21 protein-coding genes are annotated in these 25516 nt (G+C 58.0%); 3 read left to right on the forward strand and 18 right to left on the reverse strand.

What is annotated here, in order from left to right; genetic code table 11:
• Positions 1 to 65: 65 nt before the first annotated feature.
• From D781_RS16920 to rpsB, 18 genes are all read right to left on the reverse strand, one after another.
• Positions 66 to 455, reverse strand: a complete 390-nt coding sequence (locus tag D781_RS16920) for a VOC family protein (protein WP_015673547.1) — start codon at positions 453 to 455, stop codon at positions 66 to 68.
• Positions 456 to 612: 157 nt separating this feature from the next.
• A complete protein-coding gene (accA, locus tag D781_RS16925) occupies positions 613 to 1572 on the reverse strand; it encodes an acetyl-CoA carboxylase carboxyl transferase subunit alpha (protein WP_015673548.1) in 960 nt (319 codons plus the stop codon).
• A 12-nt stretch (positions 1573 to 1584) separates the two neighbouring features.
• On the reverse strand, positions 1585 to 5073 hold the full coding sequence (dnaE, locus tag D781_RS16930; RefSeq protein ID WP_015673549.1) for a DNA polymerase III subunit alpha: 3489 nt from the start codon (positions 5071 to 5073) through the stop codon (positions 1585 to 1587).
• Positions 5074 to 5154: 81 nt separating this feature from the next.
• Positions 5155 to 5748: a ribonuclease HII gene (rnhB, locus tag D781_RS16935; protein ID WP_015673550.1), complete on the reverse strand. Its 594-nt coding sequence runs from the start codon at positions 5746 to 5748 to the stop codon at positions 5155 to 5157.
• On the reverse strand, positions 5745 to 6893 hold the full coding sequence (gene lpxB / locus D781_RS16940; RefSeq protein ID WP_015673551.1) for a lipid-A-disaccharide synthase: 1149 nt from the start codon (positions 6891 to 6893) through the stop codon (positions 5745 to 5747). The genes rnhB and lpxB overlap by 4 nt, the downstream gene beginning before the upstream one ends.
• 3 nt (positions 6894 to 6896) lie before the next feature.
• Complete coding sequence (gene lpxA, locus D781_RS16945; RefSeq protein ID WP_015673552.1) at positions 6897 to 7685, reverse strand: acyl-ACP--UDP-N-acetylglucosamine O-acyltransferase; 789 nt, start codon at positions 7683 to 7685, stop codon at positions 6897 to 6899.
• A gap of 3 nt (positions 7686 to 7688) precedes the next feature.
• Positions 7689 to 8144, reverse strand: a complete 456-nt coding sequence (fabZ, locus tag D781_RS16950) for a 3-hydroxyacyl-ACP dehydratase FabZ (RefSeq protein ID WP_015673553.1) — start codon at positions 8142 to 8144, stop codon at positions 7689 to 7691.
• A 282-nt stretch (positions 8145 to 8426) separates the two neighbouring features.
• On the reverse strand, positions 8427 to 9461 hold the full coding sequence (gene lpxD, locus D781_RS16955; RefSeq protein WP_015673554.1) for a UDP-3-O-(3-hydroxymyristoyl)glucosamine N-acyltransferase: 1035 nt from the start codon (positions 9459 to 9461) through the stop codon (positions 8427 to 8429).
• A gap of 3 nt (positions 9462 to 9464) precedes the next feature.
• Positions 9465 to 9962, reverse strand: a complete 498-nt coding sequence (gene skp, locus D781_RS16960; protein WP_015673555.1) for a molecular chaperone Skp — start codon at positions 9960 to 9962, stop codon at positions 9465 to 9467.
• A 156-nt stretch (positions 9963 to 10118) separates the two neighbouring features.
• Positions 10119 to 12521 carry an outer membrane protein assembly factor BamA gene (gene bamA / locus D781_RS16965; RefSeq protein WP_015673556.1) on the reverse strand — a complete coding sequence of 801 codons (2403 nt, stop codon included), beginning with the start codon at positions 12519 to 12521 and terminating at the stop codon, positions 10119 to 10121.
• Between the two features lie 35 nt (positions 12522 to 12556).
• Entirely contained in the window at positions 12557 to 13909 is a 1353-nt protein-coding gene (rseP, locus tag D781_RS16970; RefSeq protein WP_041412191.1) for a sigma E protease regulator RseP, read from the reverse strand.
• Positions 13910 to 13937: 28 nt separating this feature from the next.
• Complete coding sequence (gene cdsA, locus D781_RS16975; RefSeq protein WP_015673558.1) at positions 13938 to 14786, reverse strand: phosphatidate cytidylyltransferase; 849 nt, start codon at positions 14784 to 14786, stop codon at positions 13938 to 13940.
• Between the two features lie 9 nt (positions 14787 to 14795).
• Positions 14796 to 15554, reverse strand: a complete 759-nt coding sequence (gene ispU / locus D781_RS16980; protein WP_015673559.1) for a (2E,6E)-farnesyl-diphosphate-specific ditrans,polycis-undecaprenyl-diphosphate synthase — start codon at positions 15552 to 15554, stop codon at positions 14796 to 14798.
• A gap of 282 nt (positions 15555 to 15836) precedes the next feature.
• Positions 15837 to 17033 (reverse strand): 1-deoxy-D-xylulose-5-phosphate reductoisomerase, encoded by a 1197-nt coding sequence (gene ispC, locus D781_RS16985; protein WP_015673560.1) that lies wholly within the window; start codon positions 17031 to 17033, stop codon positions 15837 to 15839.
• Between the two features lie 156 nt (positions 17034 to 17189).
• Complete coding sequence (gene frr / locus D781_RS16990) at positions 17190 to 17747, reverse strand: ribosome recycling factor (RefSeq protein WP_015673561.1); 558 nt, start codon at positions 17745 to 17747, stop codon at positions 17190 to 17192.
• 117 nt (positions 17748 to 17864) lie between these two features.
• A complete protein-coding gene (gene pyrH, locus D781_RS16995) occupies positions 17865 to 18590 on the reverse strand; it encodes a UMP kinase (protein ID WP_004959220.1) in 726 nt (241 codons plus the stop codon).
• A 227-nt stretch (positions 18591 to 18817) separates the two neighbouring features.
• On the reverse strand, positions 18818 to 19669 hold the full coding sequence (tsf, locus tag D781_RS17000) for a translation elongation factor Ts (RefSeq protein ID WP_015673562.1): 852 nt from the start codon (positions 19667 to 19669) through the stop codon (positions 18818 to 18820).
• Positions 19670 to 19855: 186 nt separating this feature from the next.
• Positions 19856 to 20581: a 30S ribosomal protein S2 gene (rpsB, locus tag D781_RS17005; protein WP_015673563.1), complete on the reverse strand. Its 726-nt coding sequence runs from the start codon at positions 20579 to 20581 to the stop codon at positions 19856 to 19858.
• 366 nt (positions 20582 to 20947) lie between these two features.
• On the opposite strand from rpsB, the gene map reads away from it, so the two are divergent.
• The 3 genes from map to dapD all read left to right on the forward strand — a co-directional run bounded on the left by map (position 20948) and on the right by dapD (position 25477).
• Positions 20948 to 21742: a type I methionyl aminopeptidase gene (gene map, locus D781_RS17010; RefSeq protein WP_015673564.1), complete on the forward strand. Its 795-nt coding sequence runs from the start codon at positions 20948 to 20950 to the stop codon at positions 21740 to 21742.
• Positions 21743 to 21815: 73 nt separating this feature from the next.
• On the forward strand, positions 21816 to 24485 hold the full coding sequence (glnD, locus tag D781_RS17015; RefSeq protein WP_015673565.1) for a bifunctional uridylyltransferase/uridylyl-removing protein GlnD: 2670 nt from the start codon (positions 21816 to 21818) through the stop codon (positions 24483 to 24485).
• A gap of 167 nt (positions 24486 to 24652) precedes the next feature.
• Positions 24653 to 25477, forward strand: a complete 825-nt coding sequence (gene dapD / locus D781_RS17020) for a 2,3,4,5-tetrahydropyridine-2,6-dicarboxylate N-succinyltransferase (RefSeq protein ID WP_015673566.1) — start codon at positions 24653 to 24655, stop codon at positions 25475 to 25477.
• The last annotated feature ends 39 nt before the right edge of the window (positions 25478 to 25516 follow it).

A 25516-nucleotide genomic window follows, 5' to 3' on the forward strand; every position in this document is an offset into this window, starting at 1 on the left:
AAGGCAGGCGCGCGATAATAGCATATTCAGCCCGCAACCTGAGCCATTACGCGCCGATTAAGCATTCATTGTTCATATAATTCTAGCGGCAAGCCATCCGGATCGCTGAAGAATGTGAAGCGCGACTCGGTGTAAGGATCAACCCGCACCGGTTCACAGGCCACGCCGGCGGCCTGCAGCTGCGCCACCGCCAGCTCAATATCGTCGACGCTGAACGCCAGATGGCGCAGGCCGCAGGCTTCCGGGCGGCTGACCCGCGCCGGCGGCGACGGAAAAGAAAACAGCTCAATCACGTACTGGCCGTTCAGCGTCAGATCGCCCTTCCAGGAATCACGCTCCGCGCGGTAATACTCCTCCTGCAGCGTGAAACCCAGAATATCGCAGTAAAAACGCTTACTGGCAGCATAATCGGACGCGATAATCGCAATATGGTGTACCTGACGTAGTGCCAGCATGGTTTTCTCCTTCTATTCAGACCGTTGGCAACATATCGGCCGCCATGGCCGACGTCAACGGGGAAACGGCTGAAAACGCCCTGGCGGAGGAAGAGCGGCGCGGTAAATCGCAGGCATAAAAAAACCGCCCGCAGGCGGTTTCTTGTCGACAAACGGATCAGCAGTAGCCGTAGTTCATCAGACGCTGATAGCGGCGGTTAAGCAGCTCTTCTTTGTTCAGCCCGTCCAGATCGGTCAGATCCGCCAGCAGCTGCGCCTTCAGCGATTCGGCAATCGCCGGCACGTCGCGGTGGGCGCCGCCCAGCGGCTCCGGGATCACCGAGTCGATCAGCTGCAGCTCTTTCAGACGCGGCGCGGTGATGCCCATAGCCTCAGCGGCAATCGGCGCTTTATCCGCGCTCTTCCACAGAATAGAAGCGCAGCCTTCCGGTGAGATCACCGAATAGGTGCTGTACTGCAGCATATTCACTTTGTCGCCCACGCCGATCGCCAGCGCGCCGCCGGAACCGCCTTCGCCGATAACCGTACAGATCACCGGCACGTTGAGGCGTGACATCTCACGCAGGTTGCGGGCGATGGCTTCCGACTGGCCACGCTCTTCCGCACCCACGCCCGGATAGGCGCCCGGGGTATCGATAAAGGTGATGATCGGCATGTTGAAGCGCGAGGCCATTTCCATCAGGCGCAGCGCCTTACGGTAGCCTTCCGGCGCCGGCATGCCGAAGTTGCGACGAATCTTTTCCTTCGTCTCACGGCCTTTCTGGTGGCCGATGATCATCACCGGACGGCCGTCCAGACGCGCGATGCCGCCGACAATGGCTTTATCATCGGCATAGGCGCGATCGCCCGCCAGCTCTTCAAAATCGGTAAAGATATGTTCGATATAATCCAGGGTATAAGGACGGCGCGGGTGGCGTGCCAGTTGAGCAACTTGCCAGGCCCCAAGATCGGAGAAAATCTTGCGCGTCAGCTCAACGCTCTTCTCACGCAGGCGCTGAACTTCTTCGTCCAGATTAATATCTAATTTTTCGTCTTGACGGCTGACGGCAGTCAGCGAGTCAATTTTCGCTTCCAGCTCTGCAATCGGCTGTTCAAAATCAAGAAAATTCAGACTCATAGCATTCCTATATTAGTCAAATTCCAGTTCCACCTGTTCATTACCGACCAAAGTCCGTAAGTCTATCAACAAGCGGTCCGTGGGCGTCACTCGCCAGGTTGCGCCAAAACGCAGCTTGGCGCGAGCGTCGATCCGTTGATAGTACAGATGCACTGGAATCGTCCCCGATCGATGCGGTTCCAACGACTGGCGGAGACGGTTCAAAAGCTGGTCATCAATTTGCCTGTCCGTCAGCGAGATAGCAAGCCCGCGCGCATATTTTTCACGGGCTTCACTGATGTCCATTAGCTCGCGGGCGGTCATTTTAAGCCCACCGCTAAAGTCATCAAAGCTGACCTGTCCACTGGCAATCAGGATACGGTCTTTTTCCAACAAATGCTGGTATTTTTCTAACGCGTCGGTAAATAACATCACCTCCAGACGTCCGGAGCGGTCATCCAGGGTGCAAATACCGATGCGATTACCGCGCTTGGTGACCATAACGCGCGCGGCGACCACCAGCCCGACGGCGGTAGTCATTTTGCCCCGGTCCGTCGGGTGCATATCTTTCAAACGCATGCCGCCGGCGTAACGTTCGATCTCCTTCAGATACTGGGTTATCGGGTGGCCGGTCAGGTACAGCCCCAGCGTTTCCCGCTCGCCGTCCAGCACCACCTGCTCCTGCCACGGCGCTACGTTGGCGTAGGATTGCTCCACCTGCTCCGGCGCTTCCGCCAGTACGCCAAACATATCCACCTGGCCGATAGCCTCGGCCTTGGCATGCTGATCCGCCGCCTTCAACGCGTCAGGCAGCGAGTTCATCAGCGCGGCACGGTGCGGCCCCAGCCGGTCGAAAGCGCCGGACATAATCAGCTTTTCCAGAATTCGCCGGTTAAGCTTTTTGATATCCGAACGCGCACACAGGTCGAACAGATCTTTAAAATAGCCCTGCTCGCCGCTGTTGCGTGCTTCAATAATAGCCTCAATCGGCCCTTCGCCCACCCCTTTAATTGCGCCGATGCCGTAAACGATCTCGCCGTCATCGTTGACGTGGAAGTGGTACAGGCCGCTGTTGATGTCCGGCGGCAAGATCTTCAGCCCCATGCGCCAGCACTCGTCCACCAGGCCGACCACCTTGTCGGTGTTGTCCATATCGGCGGTCATTACCGCCGCCATAAACTCGGCCGGATAGTGCGCCTTCAGCCACAGCGTCTGGTAAGACACCAGCGCATAGGCGGCGGAGTGGGATTTGTTAAAGCCGTAACCGGCGAATTTTTCCACCAGGTCAAAGATTTTCATCGACAGTTCGCCGTCGACGCCGATGCTCTTAGCGCCCTCTTCAAACACCGAGCGCTGTTTCGCCATCTCTTCCGGCTTTTTCTTACCCATCGCACGGCGCAGCATGTCTGCGCCGCCCAGCGTATAGCCGGCCAGCACCTGGGCAATCTGCATTACCTGTTCCTGATACAGGATAATGCCGTAGGTCGGCTCCAGCACCGGTTTGAGCGACTCATGCTGCCACTGGATATCCGGGTAGGAGATCTCTTCACGGCCGTGCTTACGGTCGATAAAGTTATCCACCATGCCAGACTGCAGCGGCCCCGGACGGAACAGTGCCACCAGTGCGATCATATCTTCGAAGCAGTCGGGCTTCAGACGTTTGATCAGGTCTTTCATGCCGCGCGATTCAAGCTGGAACACCGCCGTGGTTTCCGAGCGCTGCAGCATGTCGAAGCTTTTCTTGTCGTCGAGCGGGATCGCCGCGATATCGATCGGCGGCTCACCGCTCTTGGCGCGCCGGGCGTTGATCATCTCCAGCGCCCAGTCGATGATGGTCAGGGTACGCAGCCCCAGGAAGTCGAACTTCACCAGCCCGGCGTATTCCACGTCGTTCTTGTCGAACTGGGTCACCGGGTGATGCCCTTCGGCGTCGCAGTACAGCGGCGCGAAGTCGGTAATCTTGGTCGGCGCGATCACCACGCCCCCGGCGTGTTTACCGGCGTTACGGGTGACGCCTTCCAGCTTGCGCGCCATGTCGATCAGCGCCTTGACCTCTTCGTCCGCCTCGTAGATTTCCGGCAGCTGCGGCTCGGCGGCGAAGGCTTTCTCCAGCGTCATGCCCGGGTCTGGCGGCACCAGCTTGGAGATGCGGTCGACAAAGCCGTACGGATGCCCCAGCACGCGGCCCACGTCGCGGATAACCGCTTTCGCCGCCATGGTGCCGAAGGTAATAATCTGCGATACCGCCTCGCGGCCGTACATGTCCGCCACGTGCTCAATCACCCGGTCGCGTTTTTCCATACAGAAATCGACGTCGAAGTCGGGCATCGAGACGCGTTCCGGGTTCAGGAAACGTTCGAACAGCAGGTCGAACTCCAGCGGATCCAGATCGGTGATTTTCAGCGCATAGGCCACCAGCGAGCCGGCGCCGGAACCGCGCCCCGGTCCTACCGGCACGTCGTTATCCTTCGACCACTGGATAAACTCCATCACGATCAGGAAGTAGCCGGGGAAGCCCATCTGGTTGATGACTTTCAGCTCGATATCCAGACGTTCGTCATATTCCGGCCGCCGCCGGGCGCGCTCCTCCGGGTCCGGATACAGGAACTCGAGGCGCTCTTCCAGCCCCTCGCGCGATTTGGCAACCAGGAAGTCTTCCGTGGTCATCTCACCGGTCGGGAACTGCGGCAGGAAATACTCGCCGAGGCGAATGGTGACGTTACAGCGCTTGGCGATTTCGACGCTGTTGATCAGCGCCTCGGGGATATCGGCGAACAGCTCGCACATCTCATCTTCGCTGCGCATATACTGCTGCACGCTATAGTTGCGCGGACGTTTGGGATCGTCGAGGGTAAAACCGTCGTGGATGGCGACGCGAATCTCATGCGCGTCAAAGTCATCTTCCACCAGGAAGCGTACGTCGTTGGTAGCCACCACCGGCAGACCGCGTTCGGCCGCCAGCGCCACCGCCGCGTGCAGGTAGTTCTCCTCATCCGGGCGTCCGGTGCGGATCAGCTCCAGGTAGTAACTGTCGGGGAAATACTGCTGATAAAACTCCAGGCACTGATCGACCTGCGCCTGATTGCCGCGCAGCATAAACTTGCCCACGTCGCCCATGCGCGCGCCGGACAGCAGAATCAGCCCTTCGCGGTGTTCGATCAGCCAGTCGCGATCGATAATCGGGCCTGCCGCGCCGTAGCCGCGCTGGTAAGCGCGGGAAATCAACAGCGTCAGGTTTTGATAGCCGGCGTTGTTCGCCGCCAGGGCGGTCAGCTCGGCCAGCTCATCGCCCAGCACTTCGCTCTGCACGTGGAAATCCGCACCGATGATCGGCTTTACCCCGGCGCCGTGCGCCGTGCCGTAAAACTTCACCAGGCCGCACAGGTTGGTAAAGTCGGTGATGGCCAGCGCCGGCATCGCCAGCGCCGCGGCCCGCTTCACCAACGGACCGGTCTTGGCGAGCCCATCTATCATGGAGTAATCGCTGTGAACGCGCAGGTGAATAAAACGAGGTTCGGCCATATCCAGATACCAAAATGGGGGGCTCAGCAGGCTGAACCCGGGTTAACTCCAGCGTATTGTAGGCCAGGTTCGGCCTGCAGATTACAGCTCCAGCGCCCGTCTTACCGGGGCAAAGCTGCGGCGATGATGTTCGGTGGCGCCCAGCGCGGCCAGCCGCTCAAGATGGAAAGCGGTCGGATAGCCTTTATGCTGGGCAAAGCCATATTCCGGGAAGGCGCGATCCAGCTCGGTCATTTCACGGTCGCGCGTCACCTTCGCCAGAATCGACGCCGCGCTGATTTCCGCCACGCGGCTGTCGCCCTTCACCACCGCCTGCGCACGCATCGGCAATGCCGGGCAACGGTTACCGTCGATTAAAACCATATCCGGCTCAATATGCAACCCGGCCACCGCCCGCTGCATCGCCAGCATCGTGGCATGCAGAATGTTCAGACGGTCAATCTCCTCCGGCTCGGCGCGCCCCAGGCTCCAGGAGAGCGCCTTGGCGAGGATCTCATCATACAGCGCCAGCCGGCGCTTTTCGCTGAGCTTTTTCGAGTCGGCCAGACCGGCGATCGGCTGCGCCGGATCAAGGATCACCGCCGCGGTAACCACCGCACCGACCAGCGGGCCGCGCCCGACTTCGTCCACGCCGGCGATCAGCCGGGCGTCGGGATAGATAAAGGCTTCGGTCATTTGTTTGCCAGCTCCAACACAGCCTGAGCGGCCTGTTCGTCGGCACCGCAACGGATGCTCTGATGCAGTTCAAGGAAAGTTTGTTTCAACTGCTCCGCCTGCGGGCTCTCTTCCAGCAGCGGCAGCAGCGCCGCGGCCAGTTTGTCCGGCACGCAGTCATGCTGCAGCAGTTCGGTGACGATTTCACGCCCCGCCAGCAGATTCGGCAGCGAAACGTACGGCGTTTTCACCAGCCGCTGCGCCAGCCAGAAGGTGAACGGCTTCATGCGATAGCCCACCACCATCGGGCACTTGGCCAGCATGCACTCCAGCGCGGCGGTGCCGGAAGCCAGCAGCGCCGCATCGCTGGCGATCATCGCCTCGCGCGCTTTACCGTCCAGCAGGTGGGCGGGAAGGTCCGGCGCGACCTGCGCCTTGATGCGCTCGAACTGCTCGCGTCGCTTGGCGTTCACCAGCGGCACCACCACCTCGAGATCCGGGTAGCGGGTGCGCAACAGCTGCGCGGTCTGCAGAAAATCGGCGCTCAGCATCTCCACTTCCGCACCGCGGCTGCCGGGCAGCAGCGCCAGGCAGCGCGCGTCGGGCGCAATGCCCAGTGCGGCGCGCGCGGCCAGCCTGTCCGGCTGCAGCGGCATCGCATCGGCCATGGTATGGCCGATAAAACGGCAGGGAACGTTGAAACGATCGTAAAACGCCTTTTCAAAAGGGAGAAACGCCAACACCAGGTCGGTCGCCTTGCCAATTTTGAAAACGCGCTTTTGACGCCAGGCCCAGACGGACGGGCTGACATAGTGAATGGTGCGGATACCGCGCTGTTTCAGGCGGCCTTCCAGCGTGATGTTGAAGTCTGGCGCATCGATGCCGACAAACACGTCAGGCGCCAGTTCGCTGAAGCGGCGGGTCAGATCCTTGCGAATCTTCAACAGGCGGGGCAAGCGCTCCAGCACTTCCACCACGCCCATCACCGCCAGCTCCTCCATCTCATACCAGGCTTCGCACCCCTCGGCCTGCATCAGCGGGCCGGCGACGCCGACAAAGCGCGCGTCCGGGTGACGGGCCTTCAGCGCGCGAATCAATCCGGCGCCAAGAATATCGCCGGAGGTCTCGCCGGCGACCAGTCCGATAGTCAATGGACGTGTTGACATAACTCAGCGAATAATGCCGCGGGTGGAACGCGCAAAGAAATCGAGGAACTGCTGAACCACCGGCTGTTGCTGCGCCAGCGCTTCGATTTCCGCCTTGGCTTCGTCCAGCGTTTTTTCGCTGCGATACAGGATTTTGTAGGCGTTGCGAATCGCCTGCATTTCATCCTTATCGAAGCCGCGACGCTTCAGGCCAACGGCGTTCACGCCGAACGGTGTGGCGTGGTTGCCCTGGGCAATAACGAAAGGCGGCACGTCCTGCGCAACGCCGGAGCAGCCGCCAACCATGACGTGCGCGCCGATAATGCAGAACTGGTGAATAGCCGTCATACCGCCGATGATCGCATGGTCGTCGATCTCCACGTGGCCCGCCAAGGTGGCATTGTTGGCCAGTATGCAGGCGTTCCCCACCACGCAGTCGTGAGCCACGTGCACATTAACCATCAGCAGGTTATCGTTGCCGACCTTGGTCACGTTGGTGCCCTGCGCCGTACCGCGGTGAATGGTCACGCTCTCGCGAATGCGGTTGCGATCGCCGATTTCAACACGCGTCGGCTCGCCCGCATATTTCAGATCCTGGTTCACTTCGCCGATGGAGGCGAACTGATAAATCTGGTTTTCGCGGCCAATTTTGGTAATGCCATTGACCACGACGTGGGATTTAAGCACCGTGCCTTCGCCGATTTCCACCTGGGAGCCGACGTAACAGAATGGGCCAATGTGCGCTCCGGCGCCGATAACGGCACCGTCTTCAACAATCGCGCTTGGGTGGATAAAGGCGGTTTGGTCTATCACGGATTATGCCTCCCGGCTGCGGGCACACATCATGGTTGCTTCGCAGACAATTTTACCGTCGACGGTCGCCACGCCTTTAAAGCGCGTCAGGCCACGACGAGTTTTCTCGAAAGTAACTTCCATAATCATCTGATCGCCAGGCACGACCGGACGCTTAAAGCGCGCTTCGTCAATACCGGCAAAATAGTACAGCTCGCCCGGCTCCAGCTTGCCGACGCTTTTAAACGCCAGAATGCCGGTGGCCTGCGCCATGGCTTCCAGGATCAATACGCCTGGGAAAATCGGCTTGCCAGGGAAGTGGCCCTGGAAAAACGGTTCGTTAACGGAAACGTTTTTTACCGCACGCAGATATTTATGCTCTTCAAACTCAAGTACACGGTCAACCAGCAAGAATGGGTAACGATGAGGGAGCAATTCCAAAATTTCTGCAATATCTAGAGTATGAGTGTCAGTAGTCAAAATACTCTTCCTGTCTCTAAAAACTGATGGCATCAACAACACGGCCTGCGTTGACCCCAAAAGGAGATCATCAGGCAGGCCGCAAATTCACAACTCTTTGCGCTTTTAGCCGCGAGCGGCCAACGCGTTTCGTTTTTCTACCCAGTTAGGCGGGCGGCGGTGATTATACCCATCATCCTGCAAGCTGCATCTTTATTTTGCACTTCGCTTCCCTATACGTGCACGATATTGCCTGCAGTATTTCATTTTGGGACTGAATACGCCGTGATGCAGCGGGCAAGCTTATTGGGAATCGTCGTCTTTACCGACTTTTCGTTCGACAGCTTTCAAACGCTTGCTGATCTCATCGATATTCATCACCAACGCGGCGGTTTTACGCCAGGCTTTGTTGGGTTGTAACGGAATACCCGAAGAGTATACCCCAGGTTCGGTGATTGGTCGCATAACCATTCCCATTCCCGTGACCACCACCTGATCGGCAATCTCCATGTGACCGTTGATCACACTGGCGCCGCCGATCTGGCAATAGCGGCCAATCTTCAGACTGCCGGCCATGATAACGCCGCCGGCAACGGCGGTATTTTCACCAATCACCACGTTATGCGCAATTTGGCATTGGTTGTCGATGATAACACCATTTCCGATCAGAGTGTTATCCAGCGCGCCGCGGTCAATGGTGGTGCAGGCGCCAATCTCGACGCGATCGCCGATGATCACCGTGCCCAGCTGGGGGATCTTCACCCAGTTGCCGCGCTCGTTGGCGTAGCCGAAACCGTCTGCGCCGATCACCGTACCCGACTGAATCAGGCAGCCTTGGCCGATTTCAACCTCATGGTACACGGTGACGTTGGCCCATAAGCGCGTACCGGCGCCCAAGCGAGCATTCTTGCCGATAAAACAGCCCGGACCGATAACCACGTTATCGCCGAGCACGGCGCCTGACTCGATCACCGCATTGGCGCCGACGGCCACGTTTTGCCCAAGCTGCGCCTCAGGGGAGATGACCGCGCTCGGCGCGATATCCTGAGCCGGTGCCGGCGTGGTGTCCATCAGCTGCGCCATGCGCGCGTAGGTCAGGTAGGGATTCTTCACCACCAGCGCCGCGCTGCGGCAGTGTGGTAAATCTGCTTCGGTCAGCACCACGGCGCTGGCCTGACAGGAAGACAGCTGCTGTTGATAGCGGCTGTTGGACAAAAAGGTAATTTGGCCAGTTTGTGCGGAATGCATAGAAGCAATGCCGGTGATGACGAGATCGCCATCACCGTGCAATTGTGCATCCAACTGCTGCGCTAAATCAGCCAGTCGAATTGAAGGCATGTGTTATTTAACCTGTTTCAGCACATCAGCAGTAATGTCTTTGGAAGAACCTGCGTAAGCTACGGCGTTGGCGTCGATCACCACGTCATAACCTTCTTTGCTGGCAACAGTTTTCACTGCATCCTGAATACGGCTCAGGATCTTGTTACGCTCTTCCATCTGACGACGGCGATTGTCCTGCTCGAAAGACTGGGCTTTCTTGGAGAACTGCTCGCGCTGCGCCATCACGTCTTTTTCCAGCTTGCTGCGCTCGCTTGCCTTCATCGTAGAGCCGTCACGCTGCAGTTTCTGCATTTTAGTCTGCAGGCTGCGTTCCATGTTCTGGAGTTCACTTGCACGGCCTTTGAATTCGTTTTCCAGTTGTTTCGCCACGGTCTCACGAGCTGGCAACTGTTGGAAAATGCTGGAAACGTTAACGACAGCAATACTGTCAGCAGCCTGAACGCTCGCTGAAGCAGCCATTGCTAAACCGAGGCCTGCGGCACACAACCACTTTTTCACTATAAACTCCTTACCATCACCGTTTGTGTCATTCGACACGTGAAATACACAATCTGCCAGACTTATCTCACGAAACAATGAGACTTTTCTCCCTCTGCCGTTTCGACAGTCTGACCATTGCGATTCTTAGCAACGTTTTACGCAGAGGTAAAACCGTTACCAGGTCTTACCAATATTAAACTGGAACTGCTCGGATTTATCGCCTTCGTAATCCTTAAGCGGGTTGGCGTAAGAGAACACCAACGGCCCCAGCGGTGACATCCACTGTAGAGCAATACCGGCAGACACGCGAATATTGCCTGGCTTGCTGTAATCCGGAATGTCATACCCTGCGGTCTGGCTCTTCTCCCAGTTGGTATCCCACACGGTACCCGCATCGACGAACAGCGAGGTGCGTACCGAGTTGGCATATTTCTCGCTGATAAACGGCGTAGGCGTAATCAGCTCCATACTGGCGACCGCCATGGCGTTACCGCCGACCGCATCGTCAGAGCCGCACAGCTTGGTGCCGTTGCTGCAGCTGTAGGAGTTGGAATTGTAGTACACCGCCTTCGGACCAATGGTATTGGACTGGAAGCCACGCACGGAGCTGGAGCCGCCGGCATAGAAGTTCTCATAGAACGGCATTTCCTTACCGCCCAGACCGTCGGCATAGCCCAGACGGCCACGGCCCAACAGCACCCAAGTGCGATCGTCGTTGATCGGCACGTACTGTACGCTGTCCAACGTCACTTTGTAGTATTCGTTGTCAGAGCCAGGAATGGTGATTTTACCATTCAGGGTGGTGCGGTTACCGGAGGTCGGGAAGTAACCACGGTCAAGGTTGTTATAGGTCCAGCCCAGGTTCAGCGTGAAGTCATCCGCCTTGTAGCTGGCGCGATCCATGGTGTTCGGATCCTGCCCCATCGAGTTCAGGTAACGCCACATGGCGATCTGCGGCTGCATGTCGGACAGGCTGTTGTGCACATAGCCCAGGCCGGCGCGCAGCGAGTTGTTCTCGTTGATCGGGAAGCCCAGCGTACCGTCGATGCCGTAGCTGCTGTTGGTATAGTCAGACAGATCCGCGTCGTCGGCCTTAAAGTCGTTATAGAAGATACGACCGCCCAGACTCACACCGTCAACGGTGAAGTAAGGGTTGGTGGCTGACAGCTCCGCATAGGTCTGATAGTCGTTCTTGGTGCCGCTGACGCCCACCGAGTAGCCGGTGCCCAACCAGTTGTCCTGCTGAACGCCGACCTGGAAGCTGACGCCGCTTTCCGTGCCGTAACCGACGCCGAAGTTGAAGGTACCGGTGTTGCGCTCTTTCACCTTATAGGTAACGTCAACCTGATCGGCGGTGCCCGGCACGCGCTGCGTTTCAACGTCCACGGTCTCGAAGTAGCCCAGGCGGTTCAGACGCTCTTTGCCCTGCTCAACCTGATCGTTGCCCAGCCACGCCCCTTCCATCTGACGCATTTCGCGGCGCAGTACGGAATCTTTACTGGTGTCGTTGCCTTCGAACTTGACGCGGCGCACGTAGAAACGGTTGCCCGCGTCGATGTTGACGTGCAGCTTGACGGTTTTATCCGCGTCGTTGATTTCCGGTTGGGTCTGTACGCGCGGGTAAGCGTAACCATAACGGCCCAACATCTTCTTGATGTTGTCTTCCATCTTGGTCACTTTGCTGCCGTTGTACAGTTCGCCCGGCTCAATCTTGGTCAGTTGGGCGACTTCGGCCGAATGGCCCGCCAGGTTGCCGTTCACCACCACGTCGGAAAGCTTGTACTGATCGCCTTCGGTGATATTGATGGTGATGTAGATGCCTTTCTTGTCCGGCGTCAGGCTGACCTGCGTCGAATCAATGTTGAAACGCGCATAGCCGCGGTCCAAATAGAAGCTGCGCAGGGTCTCAAGGTCGCCCGCCAGTTTCTGCTTCTGGTATTTACGATCGCCGACCACGTTCCACCACGGCACCTCATCACGCAGTTGGAAGCGTGAAATCAGTTCATCGTTGGTGAAGGCATGGTTGCCGACGATGTTGATCTGTTGAATTTTTGCGGAAACCCCTTCCGTGAACACCAGCTTCAGGTCGACACGGTTGCGCGGCAGCGGCGTCACCACGGCTTTCACCGAGGCGCTGTACTTACCGACGCTGTAGTAGAAGTCTTCCAGACCTTTTTCAATACTGGAGATCGTGGTGCGGTCGAGCGCTTCGCCGACCCGGACGCCGGAGGCTTCCAGGTTTTGCTTGAGCATGTCATCTTTCACCGACTTGTTGCCGGAGAAAGTGATGCTGGCAATGGTAGGACGTTCCTTAACCTGCACGATCAACGTATTACCATCGCGCAGTACGCGCACGTCCTCGAAGTTGCCGGTGGCAAACAAGGCACGAATGGTATTACTGATGTCATCGTCAGTGACGGTATCGCCTACGCGAACCGGCATGTTGAGTAACGCCGCACCGACGGCGACCCGCTGCAGGCCTTCGAAATGAATGTCTTTCACCACGAACCCGTCTGCACCGTATACGGTGGCGCTGCCAAACAGCAGCGACGCTATGAGCAACTTTTTCATCGCCATCGTTGTTATGCGTTCTTCCTAACCTATCCCCGCCCTTACAGGCGAGAAAAATCATTGAAAAGTGCAAGACCCATTAACAGCACCAGCAAAATCGAGCCTATGCGGTAGCTGTAGTCCTGTACTCGCTCGGATACCGGGCCGCCCTTCAGCTTTTCTATCGCCAGGAAGAGGAGGTGCCCACCATCTAACACCGGTAATGGGAACAGGTTGATGATCCCAAGGTTGACGCTAATCAACGCCAGGAACATCAAGTAGTACACAAACCCGACCCCGGCTGAAGCCCCGGCGCCCTGTGCAATAGAAATCGGGCCGCTCAGGTTGTTCAACTTCACATCACCGGTGATTAATTTACCCAGCATGCTGACCGTTAGGCGCATGATTTGCCAGGTCTTGTCCCCGGCCTGATACAGCGCCGAGAACGGTCCAAACTGACGAATCGTCTTGTACTCATCCGGCAGCGGCAACACTTTCGGAATAATGCCGGCAAAGCCGATACGTTGGCCTTCCGCCGTTTTGCTGTCCGGAACCAGCGTTAACGACAGCGGCGCGCCGTTTCTTTCAATCTCTAAAGCCAGCGCCTGCCCCGGGCCGTCGTGAATGCGTTTCACCAACGTCTGCCAACGACCCAAAGGCTGACCATCGACTTTAACGATCCTGTCCCCGGCTTGCAAACCCGCTTTTTGCGCTGCCGAACCGGATTGCACCTGCGCCAGCACTGATTCAATCTGCGGCCCGCGGGGGATCATCCCCAGCGACACCACCGGATCCTGCTTGTCTGGCTCAAACTTCCACTGGCGCAAATCCAGGGTTTTATTCACCACCTGCGATGAGCCGAAAGGCGCAATGCCCACCTCGGTTTTGTCATCGCCAATCTTGGTCACCAGCGCCAGACGAACAGCTTCCCAATCAGGCGTTTCGATACCGCCAACGGACTTTAGTTCCATTCCGGGTGAAATTTGCGCCTGAGCGGCGATAGATTGTGGTGATATTTCGCCAATAACCGGACGAAAACTAGGGACGCCGATGATAAACACCAGCCAGTAGGCAACCACGGCGAACAGGAAGTTGGCGATTGGCCCGGCGCTGACGATGGCGGCGCGCTGCCAGACGGTCTTATTGTTAAAGGCCCGGTGACGCAGCTCGGGCGCCACCGTCTCCACGCGCTCATCCAGCATTTTGACATAGCCGCCCAGCGGAATCAGCGCGATAACAAATTCGGTGCCGTGACGGTCGGTGCGGCGCCACAGGGCGCGGCCAAAGCCGATAGAGAAGCGTTCAACGCGGACGCCGCAGCGGCGGGCCACCCAAAAGTGCCCGAACTCATGCACGGTAATCAATATACCGAGTGCAATAATAAACGCTACCAGGTTCCAGAGCACGCTGAACATCATCCCTACACTCCCCGTCACGGACGGATTAAAACACTAACAGCATCAAACAGGCAAATACCGGCACGGCGGCGGTCAGGCTGTCGATACGATCCAGTATCCCGCCATGTCCCGGAATCAGATGGCCGCTGTCCTTGATGCCCGCTTCCCGTTTGAACATGCTCTCGGTGAGGTCGCCCAGCACCGAGGCCAGCGCGGCGGTCACCGAGCAGACCAGCAGGGTCGCCGGCACCACGTTCAGCGGCGCATAGCGGCCGAACAGCCAGGAGATCAGCGCCGAGGTCACCAGACCGCCGATCAGGCCTTCCCAGGTTTTCCCTGGCGAGACCTTCGGCGCCAGCTTGTGCTTGCCGAACAGCTTGCCGAAGACATAGGCGCCGGAATCCGCGCCCCAGACCAGCAGCATCACATACAGCAGCCACCAGGCGCCGGTAAAATGGTTTTGCTCATAGCCGAACTGACGCAGCGCCAGCATGCCCCAGAAGAACGGCACGATGGTCAGGATGCCGAACACCAGCCGCAGCGGGCGCGAATTACGCCACAGCCCCGCGGAGCCCGGATAAAACAGCACCAGCAGCAGCGCCGCCAGCCACCATCCGAGCGACATCCACAGCGGCCCGCCCACCTGCAGCAGGTGGACCGACTGATGATAGGCCGGTACGCTCAGCATCATCAGCGCCAGCAAAAAGCCGCAGAGTATCGCCAACCAGATACGTTGAGAACGGGAAGCAAAACCGGCCAGTTGGCCCCACTCCCACGCAGCTAACATGCACACTACCAGCGTTACCAGGGCGAATCCCACCGGAGGCAGCAAAAACAGTGCTGCAATAACGATCGGTATTAAAATCAGAGCAGTTATGAGGCGATACTTCAGCAAATGTTCCCCCTAGGACGCATTGGCGCCGATAGGTGTTGTTCCCCCGAAGCGACGCTCACGTTGTGCAAATGCATTCAGCGCACCTTCAAAGACAAGTTCATCAAAATCAGGCCAGAGTACATCAGTAAAGTAAAGCTCGGCATAAGCAATCTGCCACAGTAAGAAATTGCTGATACGGTGTTCACCGCCGGTGCGGATCACCAGATCCACCGGCGCCAGATCGCTCATGCAGACCTGTTCACTCAGCAACTCTTCACTGATTTGGTCCGGGCGCAGCAAACCTTCCTGCACTTGCTCGGCCAACGTCTTTACTCCCTGCATGATATCCCAACGGCCGCCGTAGTTGGCAGCGATGTTGAGCGTCAGGCCATCGTTATTTTCAGTCAGCTGCTCAGAGCGACGGATACGCTCCTGCAGACGTGCGCTGAACCGGCTGACATCGCCAATTACGCGCAACCTGACGTTATGTTTGTGCAGGCTTTTCACTTCACTGTCCAGAGCACGCACAAAAAGCTCCATCAGTGCGGAGACCTCCTGCGCCGGACGATTCCAGTTCTCACTGCTGAAGGCATAAAGCGTGAGCGCATCCAGATGATGGCTGGCGGCAAAGCTGACGGCCCTGCGCACCGATTTCACCCCTGCTTTATGACCGAAGACGCGCAACTTGCCCTGACGTTTAGCCCAACGTCCGTTACCGTCCATAATGATGGCAACGTGACGTGGCCCTGAAATGGACGGATTAGCTTCTTGTTGATTTGCGGACGACATAACTCGTACTTATTTCCTCGATAGAAACACAACAGCCTTTCCGGAACTTCAGGCCCTTGCGCGCAAAAAAAGCCGTGTGCCCGACACGGCTTTTTCGTCTGCACGTCCTGATAGCCCAGACATCGTCTGGAACGAATAGGTATTCGACATACCAATCAGGCCATTATTCAACGGTATAACCGCTGACAGGTGGCGCAGACTATATCACCTCAGCGAAGCCTGAACAAACAGGCCCGGAGCGGCGCGCGCAATTTACGAACAAAATCAGACAATATCGCGGGCTCAGGCGTACTGCGTCTTCACCACCTCAGCGGCAAGCGCACGCGCCTGGCGATCGATATCTAAGACCGCGTCAACGCAGGTCGGTTCCTGCAACGACAGCCGTTCGACAACTTTTTGGTTCACCGCCGCGATATCGGTAAAGCGAATCTGCGCCTGCAAGAAGGCGGCCACCGCCACTTCATTGGCGGCATTGAGCGCGGTGGTCGCCGCCTGGCCCGCATCAAAGGCCGCGATGGCCAGGTGCAGACAAGGATAACGCTCACGCTCAGGCTCGGAGAAGGTCAACGCGCCAATGCGGCAGAAGTCCAGCGCGGCAACGCCGGAGTTCACGCGCTGCGGATAGGCCATCGCGTGGGCGATTGGCGTACGCATATCCGGCGTGCCCAGCTGCGCCAGTACGCTGCCGTCGGCATAGCGCACCATCGAGTGGATGACCGACTGCGGGTGCAGAATCACTTCCATTTGTTCGGCCGAGGCATTAAACAGCCAGCGGGCCTCAATATATTCCAGACCTTTATTCATCATGGTGGCGGAATCCACCGAGATCTTGCGCCCCATCGACCAGTTGGGATGGGCACACGCCTGATCCGGCGTCATCGCGGCGAACTGTTCCAGCGGCGTGGTACGGAACGGGCCGCCGGAACCGGTCAATACAATGCGCGAAACACCATGATCTTCCAGTGAAGAGTATCCCAACTGGCGCTGAATACTCTCAGGTAAACTCTGAAAAATCGCGTTATGCTCGCTATCGAGCGGTAAAAGCTGCGCCTGACTCTGCCGTACCGCGTCCATAAACAGACGTCCGCAGGTCACCAGCGACTCTTTGTTCGCCAGCAGCACCTGCTTGCCGGCGCGGATCGCCGCCAGCGTCGGCAGCAGCCCGGCGGCGCCGACGATGGCCGCAGTCACCTGATCGACGTCATCCAGCGCCGCCAGCTCGCAGGCGGCCTGTTCGCCCGCCAGCACCTCGGTCGCCACGCCCTGCTCCGCCAGCAACGTACGCAGCTGGCCGGCGGCGGCTTCATCCGCCATCGCCGCATAGGCCGGGCGGAATTCCAGGCACTGCTGCGCCATCACCGCCGCATTGCGGCCGGCAACCAGCGCCTTCACGGCGAAACGTTCAGGATTTTCCCGCACAACGGCCAGCGTGCTGGTGCCGACGGAACCGGTGGAGCCAAGAATAGTCAGTTGCTTCATGAGTTCGCTCTGAGTAACTGTCTGATAAGATCGATGGTGCTCCAGTGTGAAACCTTACGCACCGGATGTCCACGATCTTTCAGTACGATAAAACGAGATCTGCGCTGCAAAAAATAAAGCGCCGCCTAAGCGACGCTTTGTTCAGCGCAAAGCCGATTAGAATTCCATCAGCTCTTTTTCTTTCTCCGCCAGAGCGGCGTCGACCAGCTTGATGTAGGCATCGGTCATTTTCTGAATGTCGTCTTGTGAACGACGTTCTTCGTCTTCGCTGATTTCCTTGTCTTTCAGCAGCGCCTTGACCTTGTCGTTGGCGTCGCGACGCACGTTGCGCACGGACACGCGGCCCTGTTCGGCTTCACCGCGTACGATCTTGATCAGATCCTTACGGCGCTCTTCGGTCAGCGGCGGCAGCGGAACGCGGATGTCGGAACCGGCGGAAGACGGGTTCAGACCCAGGTCAGAGGACATGATGGCTTTTTCCACCGCCTGGCTCAGAGAGCGGTCAAACACGTTGATTTTCAGCGTGCGGGAATCTTCCACCGTGATGTTGGCCAGCTGACGCAGCGGGGTGGCAGCGCCGTAGTATTCCACCATGATGCCGTCAAGAATGCTTGGCGACGCGCGGCCAGTGCGGATTTTGCTGATTTGGTTTTTGAATGCTTCGACGCTTTTTTCCATGCGTGCGTCAGCATCTTTTCTGATGTCATTAATCACGTTGCGAACCTTTGGAAACGGGTTACTTGGCAGGCTTATTATAGCCCGTGAATTTTACTTGCCGGGAGCAGGCGCGCACGTCGCCACCCGCTCCGCTTAATCAGTATCGAGCAGCAATTACTTGCCGATCAATGTACCTTCGTTCTCACCCATCACGACGCGGCGCAGCGCGCCCGGCTTGTTCATATTGAACACGCGGATCGGCAGGCCATGGTCACGCGCCAGCGTAAACGCGGCCAGGTCCATGACTTTCAGTTCACGTTCCAGCACGTCCTGATAGGTTAACTGTTCATACAGCGTAGCGTCCGGGTTTTTCACCGGATCGGCGGAGTATACACCATCCACTTTGGTGGCTTTCAATACCACATCCGCTTCAATTTCGATCCCGCGCAGGCAGGCGGCGGAGTCGGTGGTGAAGAACGGGTTGCCGGTACCGGCGGAGAAAATCACTACGCGGTTGTTGCGCAGCAGGCTGATCGCCTCCGCCCAACTGTAGTTATCACATACGCCATTGAGCGGGATAGCCGACATCAGGCGGGCGTTCACATAGGCACGGTGCAGTGCATCACGCATAGCCAGGCCGTTCATCACGGTAGCCAGCATTCCCATGTGGTCGCCCACTACGCGGTTCATCCCGGCTTGCGCCAGGCCCGCGCCGCGGAACAGGTTGCCACCGCCAATAACTACACCGACCTGAATGCCCAGCTCGACCAGCTCTTTCACTTCCTGAGCCATGCGATCCAAAACGCTCGCGTCGATACCAAAACCTTCTGCGCCTTGCAGGGCTTCGCCACTCAGTTTGAGCAGGATACGCTGATATACGGGTTTTGCATTGGTTGCCATGGTTATTCTGTCCTAAGCAGCAGTAATAGTATTGGGGGTTTCGGCCGATGAAATGCGCCTGCGCAGAGTATAACCCGGCAGGGCCCGCCATCGGAGTAAATCTGGCTGGATCTGGATAAAGATATATCCTAAATAATTCAGGCTGCAGGAAAAAGACGCCCTGCGCGCGGCCTGAAATACGGCGGATATAAAATGGAACCGCCAGACGGCGGTTCCATTAACAGTCATTAAGACTGCTTGCTCATTGCTGCAACTTCAGCAGCAAAGTCAGCTTCAACTTTCTCGATGCCTTCGCCCACTTCGAAGCGGATGAAGTTAATCACGTCAGCGTTGTGCTCTTTCAGCACCTGACCAACAGATTTGCTTGGCTCGATAACGAAAGGCTGACCGGTCAGAGAAACTTCGCCGGTGAATTTCTTCATGCGGCCTTCAACCATTTTCTCTGCGATTTCTTTCGGCTTGCCAGACTGCATGGCGATGTCCAGCTGAACCTGATACTCTTTTTCCACCACTTCGGCAGAAACGTCTTCAGGCTTCACGAACTCAGGCTTGCTGGCCGCAACGTGCATTGCGATCTGCTTAACCAGTTCTTCGTCAGCGCCTTTAGCGGAAACCAGAACGCCGATACGTGCGCCGTGCAGGTAGCTGCCCAGCACGTCGCCTTCCAGTACGGCTACGCGACGGATATTGATGTTTTCACCAATTTTCGCCACCAGCGCAACGCGCTCTTCTTCGAACTGCGCTTTCAGTACGTCGACGTCAGTCACTTTACCGGCAACGGCCGCGTCCAGCACTTTGTCAGCGAATGCCTGGAAACCGCCATCTTTGGCAACGAAGTCAGTCTGGCAGTTAACTTCCAGAATCACGCCGTAGTTGCCTTCGATTTTGGTTTTGATCACGCCGTCAGCAGCTACGTTGCCTGCTTTTTTCGCTGCTTTGATCGCACCAGACTTACGCATGTTCTCGATGGCCAGCTCGATGTCGCCGTTGGATTCAACCAGCGCCTTTTTGCAATCCATCATGCCAGCGCCAGTACGCTCGCGCAGTTCTTTTACCAGGGCAGCGGTAATATCAGCCATTTTTAAATTCCTCGGTTATCCCACTCGGAGATTTACCCGATATCTTTCGCGCCGTCGCGCCGGGCAACAACGCGGAACCTATCGGACAGGGTTCTCATTCAGATAAGCAAAGGGGGCCTTTAAGGCCCCCCTAACCAACATATGTCAATACCTGGTTAATAAGGGCTCGATGTCGAGCTTGCCTTATTATTCAGCTTCTACCAAGCCTTCTTCCGCCTGAACGGCCAGATCTTGAGAGCGACCTTCACGTACTGCGGCAGCAACGGCGGTCAGGTACAGGTTTACTGCACGGATTGCGTCGTCGTTACCAGGGATGATGAAGTCAACGCCGTCTGGATCGGAGTTGGTATCAACGATAGAGAATACCGGGATACCCAGGTTGTTGGCTTCTTTGATCGCGATGTGTTCGTGATCGGCATCGATAACGAACAGAGCGTCTGGCAGACCGCCCATATCCTTGATACCGCCCAGAGAGTTTTCCAACTTCTGCAGTTCACGGGTACGCATCAGCGCTTCTTTTTTGGTCAGCTTGTCGAAGGTGCCGTCTTGAGACTGGGTTTCCAGATCTTTCAAACGTTTGATGGACTGACGAACGGTTTTCCAGTTAGTCAGCATACCGCCCAACCAGCGATGGTTCACGAAGAACTGGTCGCAGTTGTTGGCAGCGTCTTTTACCGCTTCGCTTGCTGCGCGCTTGGTACCAACAAACAGGATCTTGCCTTTACGGGCAGAGATCTTGCTCAGCTCAGCCAGAGCGTCGTTGAACATTGGTACGGTTTTTTCCAGGTTGATGATGTGAACCTTGTTACGAGCGCCGAAGATGAATGGCTTCATTTTCGGGTTCCAGTAACGGGTCTGGTGACCGAAGTGTACACCGGCCTGGAGCATGTCGCGCATGGAAACAGTTGCCATGATTAAACCTCTATAGATTAGATTGGGGTTATGCCTCCACGTATCCCATAACGCCGACCCCAGAGCGAGATTCTCACCTGAGGCACCCCGGCGCATGTGCCGATACGTGTGTGTTATTTACACAATTGAGTGCAGTTAAGTAGTTTCAGCCTCACCGCTCCAACGTCTTTTGGACGCAAGTCGCGGATCGCCGGCGCGCTTTATACCATAAACCCGCCGCTGACTCCAACTTTTGTTGCAGTATAACCCCTTAACGCCGCCCGCGCGCGCAAATCAAATTTGGCAGCCCTCCGGCGGGCTGATACCATAGCAGACTGCTTCTATCTTCTTAATTGTCGGCAAGCTCGACACCTTCGGACGAATTTCATGGCAATCTCAATCAAAAACGCTGATGACATCCAAAAAATGCGCGTAGCCGGCCGCCTGGCCGCCGAAGTGCTGGAAATTATCGAGCCTTACGTCAAACCCGGCGTCACCACCGGTGAGCTGGACCGTATCTGTCACGAATACATCACGGAAAAGCAGCAGGCGATCTCCGCCTGCCTGGGCTATCACGGCTTCCCGAAATCCGTCTGCATCTCGGTGAACGAAGTGGTGTGCCACGGCATCCCAAGCGATGACAAAGTGCTGAAAGACGGCGATATCGTCAACATCGACGTCACCGTAATTAAAGACGGCTGGCACGGCGACACCTCCAAGATGTTCCTGGTGGGCAAACCGACGATTCTGGGCGAGCGCCTGTGCCGCATCACGCAGGAAAGCCTGTACCTGGCGCTGAAAATGGTCAAGCCGGGCATCCGCCTGCGCACGCTGGGCAAGGCTATCCAACAGTTTGTGGAAGCCGAGAAATTCTCCGTCGTGCGTGAGTACTGCGGGCACGGCATCGGCGAAGTGTTCCACGAAGAGCCGCAGGTGCTGCATTATGACGCCGATGACGGCGGCGTGGTGCTGCAGGCGGGCATGGCCTTCACCATCGAGCCGATGGTTAACGCCGGCGACTACCGCATCCGCACCATGAAAGACGGCTGGACGGTAAAAACCAAAGATCGCAGCTTGTCGGCGCAGTATGAGCATACTATTGTGGTGACTGAAAACGGCTGCGAGATAATGACGTTGCGCAAGGATGACACCATCCCCAACATCATTACGCATGACATGTAAGCGCGGCGGCAGCGCCGTACGCTAAACGCATTACACAGGCCGGCTTTTGCCGGCCTTTTTTATAGGTCATCCCATGTCTGAAGATTTTCGTGCACCTGCCCCGCCGGCCGTCGCGCAGCTGACGCCGCCCGCCTCTCCCGATACCTATGGCGACGACGATCTGGAGTGCGGCGCGCTGAAGCAGCGGCTGGAACAGTTTCAGGACTGGCTGGCGACTTCCTTTGACGCCGGCGCCAGCGCCGAAAGCCTGGTGGCGGCGCGCAGTGAGTTCGTCGACCGCCTGCTGCGCCGCCTGTGGCGCTTTTACGGCTTTGAGCAGGCTGCCGAAACCGCGCTGGTGGCGGTGGGCGGCTATGGCCGCGGCGAGCTGCATCCTTTATCGGACATCGACGTGCTGGTGCTCAGCCAGCAGCGGCTGAGCGAGCCGCAGGCGGCGCGGGTCGGCGAATTTATCACCCTGCTGTGGGATCTGAAGCTGGAGGTCGGCCACAGCGTCCGCACGCTGGAAGAGTGCCTGCTGGAAGGGCTGGCCGATCTGACCGTGGCCACCAACCTGATCGAATCGCGGATGATCTGCGGCGACGTGGCGCTGTTCCTACAGATGCAAAAACACATTTTCAGCGACGGCTTCTGGCCCTCCCCCGACTTTTTCCACGCCAAGATTGAGGAGCAGCAGGAGCGCCACCAGCGCTACCACGGCACCAGCTACAACCTGGAGCCGGATATCAAAAGCAGCCCCGGCGGCCTGCGCGATATCCATACCTTGCTGTGGGTGGCGCGGCGCCACTTCGGCGCCACCTCGCTGGATGAAATGGTCGGCTTCGGCTTTCTGACGCAGGCGGAGCGCAATGAGCTGAACGAGTGCCAGAGCCTGCTGTGGCGCATCCGCTTCGCGCTGCATCTGGAGCTGACGCGCTATGACAACCGCCTGTTGTTCGACCGTCAGCTCAGCGTGGCGCAGCGGCTGCGCTATAAAGGCGACGGCAATGAGCCGGTCGAGCACATGATGAAGGATTTCTACCGCGTAACGCGCCGCGTCAGCGAACTGAACAACATGCTGCTGCAGCTGTTTGATGAAGCGATTCTGGCGCTGGACGCCACGGAGAAACCGCGCCCGCTGAACGATGATTTCCAGCTGCGCGGCGATCTGATCGATCTGCGTGACGAGACGCTGTTTGAGCGCCAGCCGCAGGCCATCATGCGCATGTTCTATCTGATGGTGCGCAACCGCGACATCCGCGGCATCTACTCCACCACCGTACGCCAGCTGCGCCATGCGCGCCGCCATCTGAAACAGCCGCTGTGCACCATTCCCGAAGCCCGCGAGCTGTTTATGGCGATTCTGCGCCACCCGGGCGCGGTGGCGCGCGCCCTGCTGCCGATGCACCGCCACAGCGTGCTGTGGGCCTATATGCCGCAGTGGGGCAAAATCGTTGGCCAGATGCAGTTCGACCTGTTCCACGCCTATACCGTGGATGAACACACCATCCGCGTGCTGCAGAAGCTGGAAAGCTTCGCCGATGAAGAGACCCGGCCGCGCCACCCGCTGTGCGTCGAACTCTATCCGCGGCTGCCCCACCCTGAGCTGCTGCTGATCGCCGCGCTGTTCCACGATATCGCCAAGGGACGCGGCGGCGACCACTCCATTCTGGGGGCGGAAGATGTGGTGGAGTTCGCCGCGCTGCACGGCCTCAACTCGCGGGAAACCCAGCTGGTCGCCTGGCTGGTGCGCTGCCACCTGCTGATGTCGGTCACCGCCCAGCGGCGCGACATTCAGGACCCGACGGTGATCCAACAGTTCAGCGCCGAAGTGCAGAGCGAAACGCGGCTGCGCTACCTGGTCTGCCTGACGGTGGCGGATATTTGCGCCACCAACGAAACGCTGTGGAACAGCTGGAAACAGAGCCTGTTGCGCGAACTCTACTTCGCCACGGAAAAGCAGCTGCGCCGCGGCATGCAAAACAGCCCGGACCTGCGCGAACGCGTGCGTCACCACCGTTTACAGGCGCTGGCGCTGCTGCGCATGGACAATATCGACGAAGAGGCGCTGCACCGTATCTGGAGCCGCTGCCGCGCCGACTACTTCCTGCGCCACTCCCCCAATCAGCTGGCCTGGCACGCCCGCCACCTGCTGGCCCACGACTCCACCAAACCGCTGGTGCTGGTCAGCCGGCAGGCGACGCGCGGCGGCACCGAGATCTTTATCTGGAGCCCGGACCGGCCGTATCTGTTCGCCGCCGTCGCCGGCGAGATGGACCGCCGCAACCTGAGCGTGCACGACGCGCAGATCTTCACCAACCGCGACGGAATGGCGATGGACACCTTTATCGTTCTGGAGCCGGACGGCAGCCCGCTGGCGCAGGATCGCCACAACGCCATTCGTCAGGCGCTGCTGCAGGCGATCACCCAGCGCGACTATCAGCCGCCGCGGGTACGTCGGCCGTCGTCCAAGCTGCGCCACTTCAGCGTACCGACGGAGGCCAATTTTCTGCCGACCCATACCGACCGGCGCAGCTATCTGGAGCTGACCGCGCTGGATCAGCCCGGCCTGCTGGCGCGCGTCGGCGAAGTGTTTGCCGATATGGGGTTGTCCCTGCACGGCGCGCGCATTTCCACCATCGGCGAGCGGGTTGAGGATTTATTTATTCTGGCCGACGGCGATCGGCGCGCTTTAAACGCCCAAACGCGCAGAAAGTTGGAACAACGGTTGACAGAGGCACTCAATCCAAACGATAAAATGTGATATACCCTTCATCTTTCAAGCGGCAGCGTTGTTGGCTGCCCTTACTCACCCCAGTCACTTACTGACGTAAGCTCCTGGGGATTCGTGCGGTTGCCGCCTAGCCGCCACTCGAAATCTTTTGGGTAAACAAGTATCTTTTAGCTAAACATTATCAGGACGAGAACAGAATGCAGCAACTACAGAACGTTATCGAGAGCGCCTTTGAACGTCGCGCGGACATTACCCCGACGAGCGTGGACACCGTAACGCGCGAAGCGGTAAACCAGGCCATCGCCCTGCTGGACAGCGGCGCCCTGCGCGTCGCCGAAAAGATTGACGGCCAGTGGGTAACCCATCAGTGGCTGAAAAAAGCCGTGCTGCTCTCTTTCCGCATCAATGACAACAAGGTGATGGACGGGGCTGAAACCCGTTATTACGACAAGGTGCCGATGAAGTTCGCCGACTATGACGAAGCGCGCTTCCAGAAAGAAGGCTTCCGCGTCGTGCCGCCGGCCACCGTGCGCCAGGGCGCATTTATCGCACGCAACACCGTGCTAATGCCGTCCTACGTCAATATCGGCGCCTACGTTGACGAAGGCACCATGGTCGATACCTGGGCCACCGTCGGTTCCTGCGCGCAGATCGGCAAGAACGTTCACCTGTCCGGCGGCGTCGGCATCGGCGGCGTGCTGGAGCCGCTGCAGGCCAACCCGACCATCATCGAAGACAACTGCTTTATCGGCGCGCGTTCCGAAGTGGTTGAAGGGGTGATCGTGGAAGAAGGCTCGGTGATCTCCATGGGCGTTTACCTCGGCCAGAGCACCCGCATTTACGACCGCGAAACCGGCGAAATCCACTACGGCCGCGTCCCGGCGGGTTCCGTCGTGGTCTCCGGCAACCTGCCGTCCAAAGATGGCACCTACAGCCTGTACTGTGCGGTGATCGTCAAAAAAGTGGACGCCAAAACGCGCGGCAAAGTCGGCATTAATGAGTTATTACGCACCATCGACTAAGCTAAATAGCGGGTGATTCACCCGCTATTTTTTTATCTG

The organism is Serratia sp. FGI94 (assembly GCF_000330865.1).
Lineage (GTDB): Bacteria > Pseudomonadota > Gammaproteobacteria > Enterobacterales > Enterobacteriaceae > Serratia_B > Serratia_B rubidaea.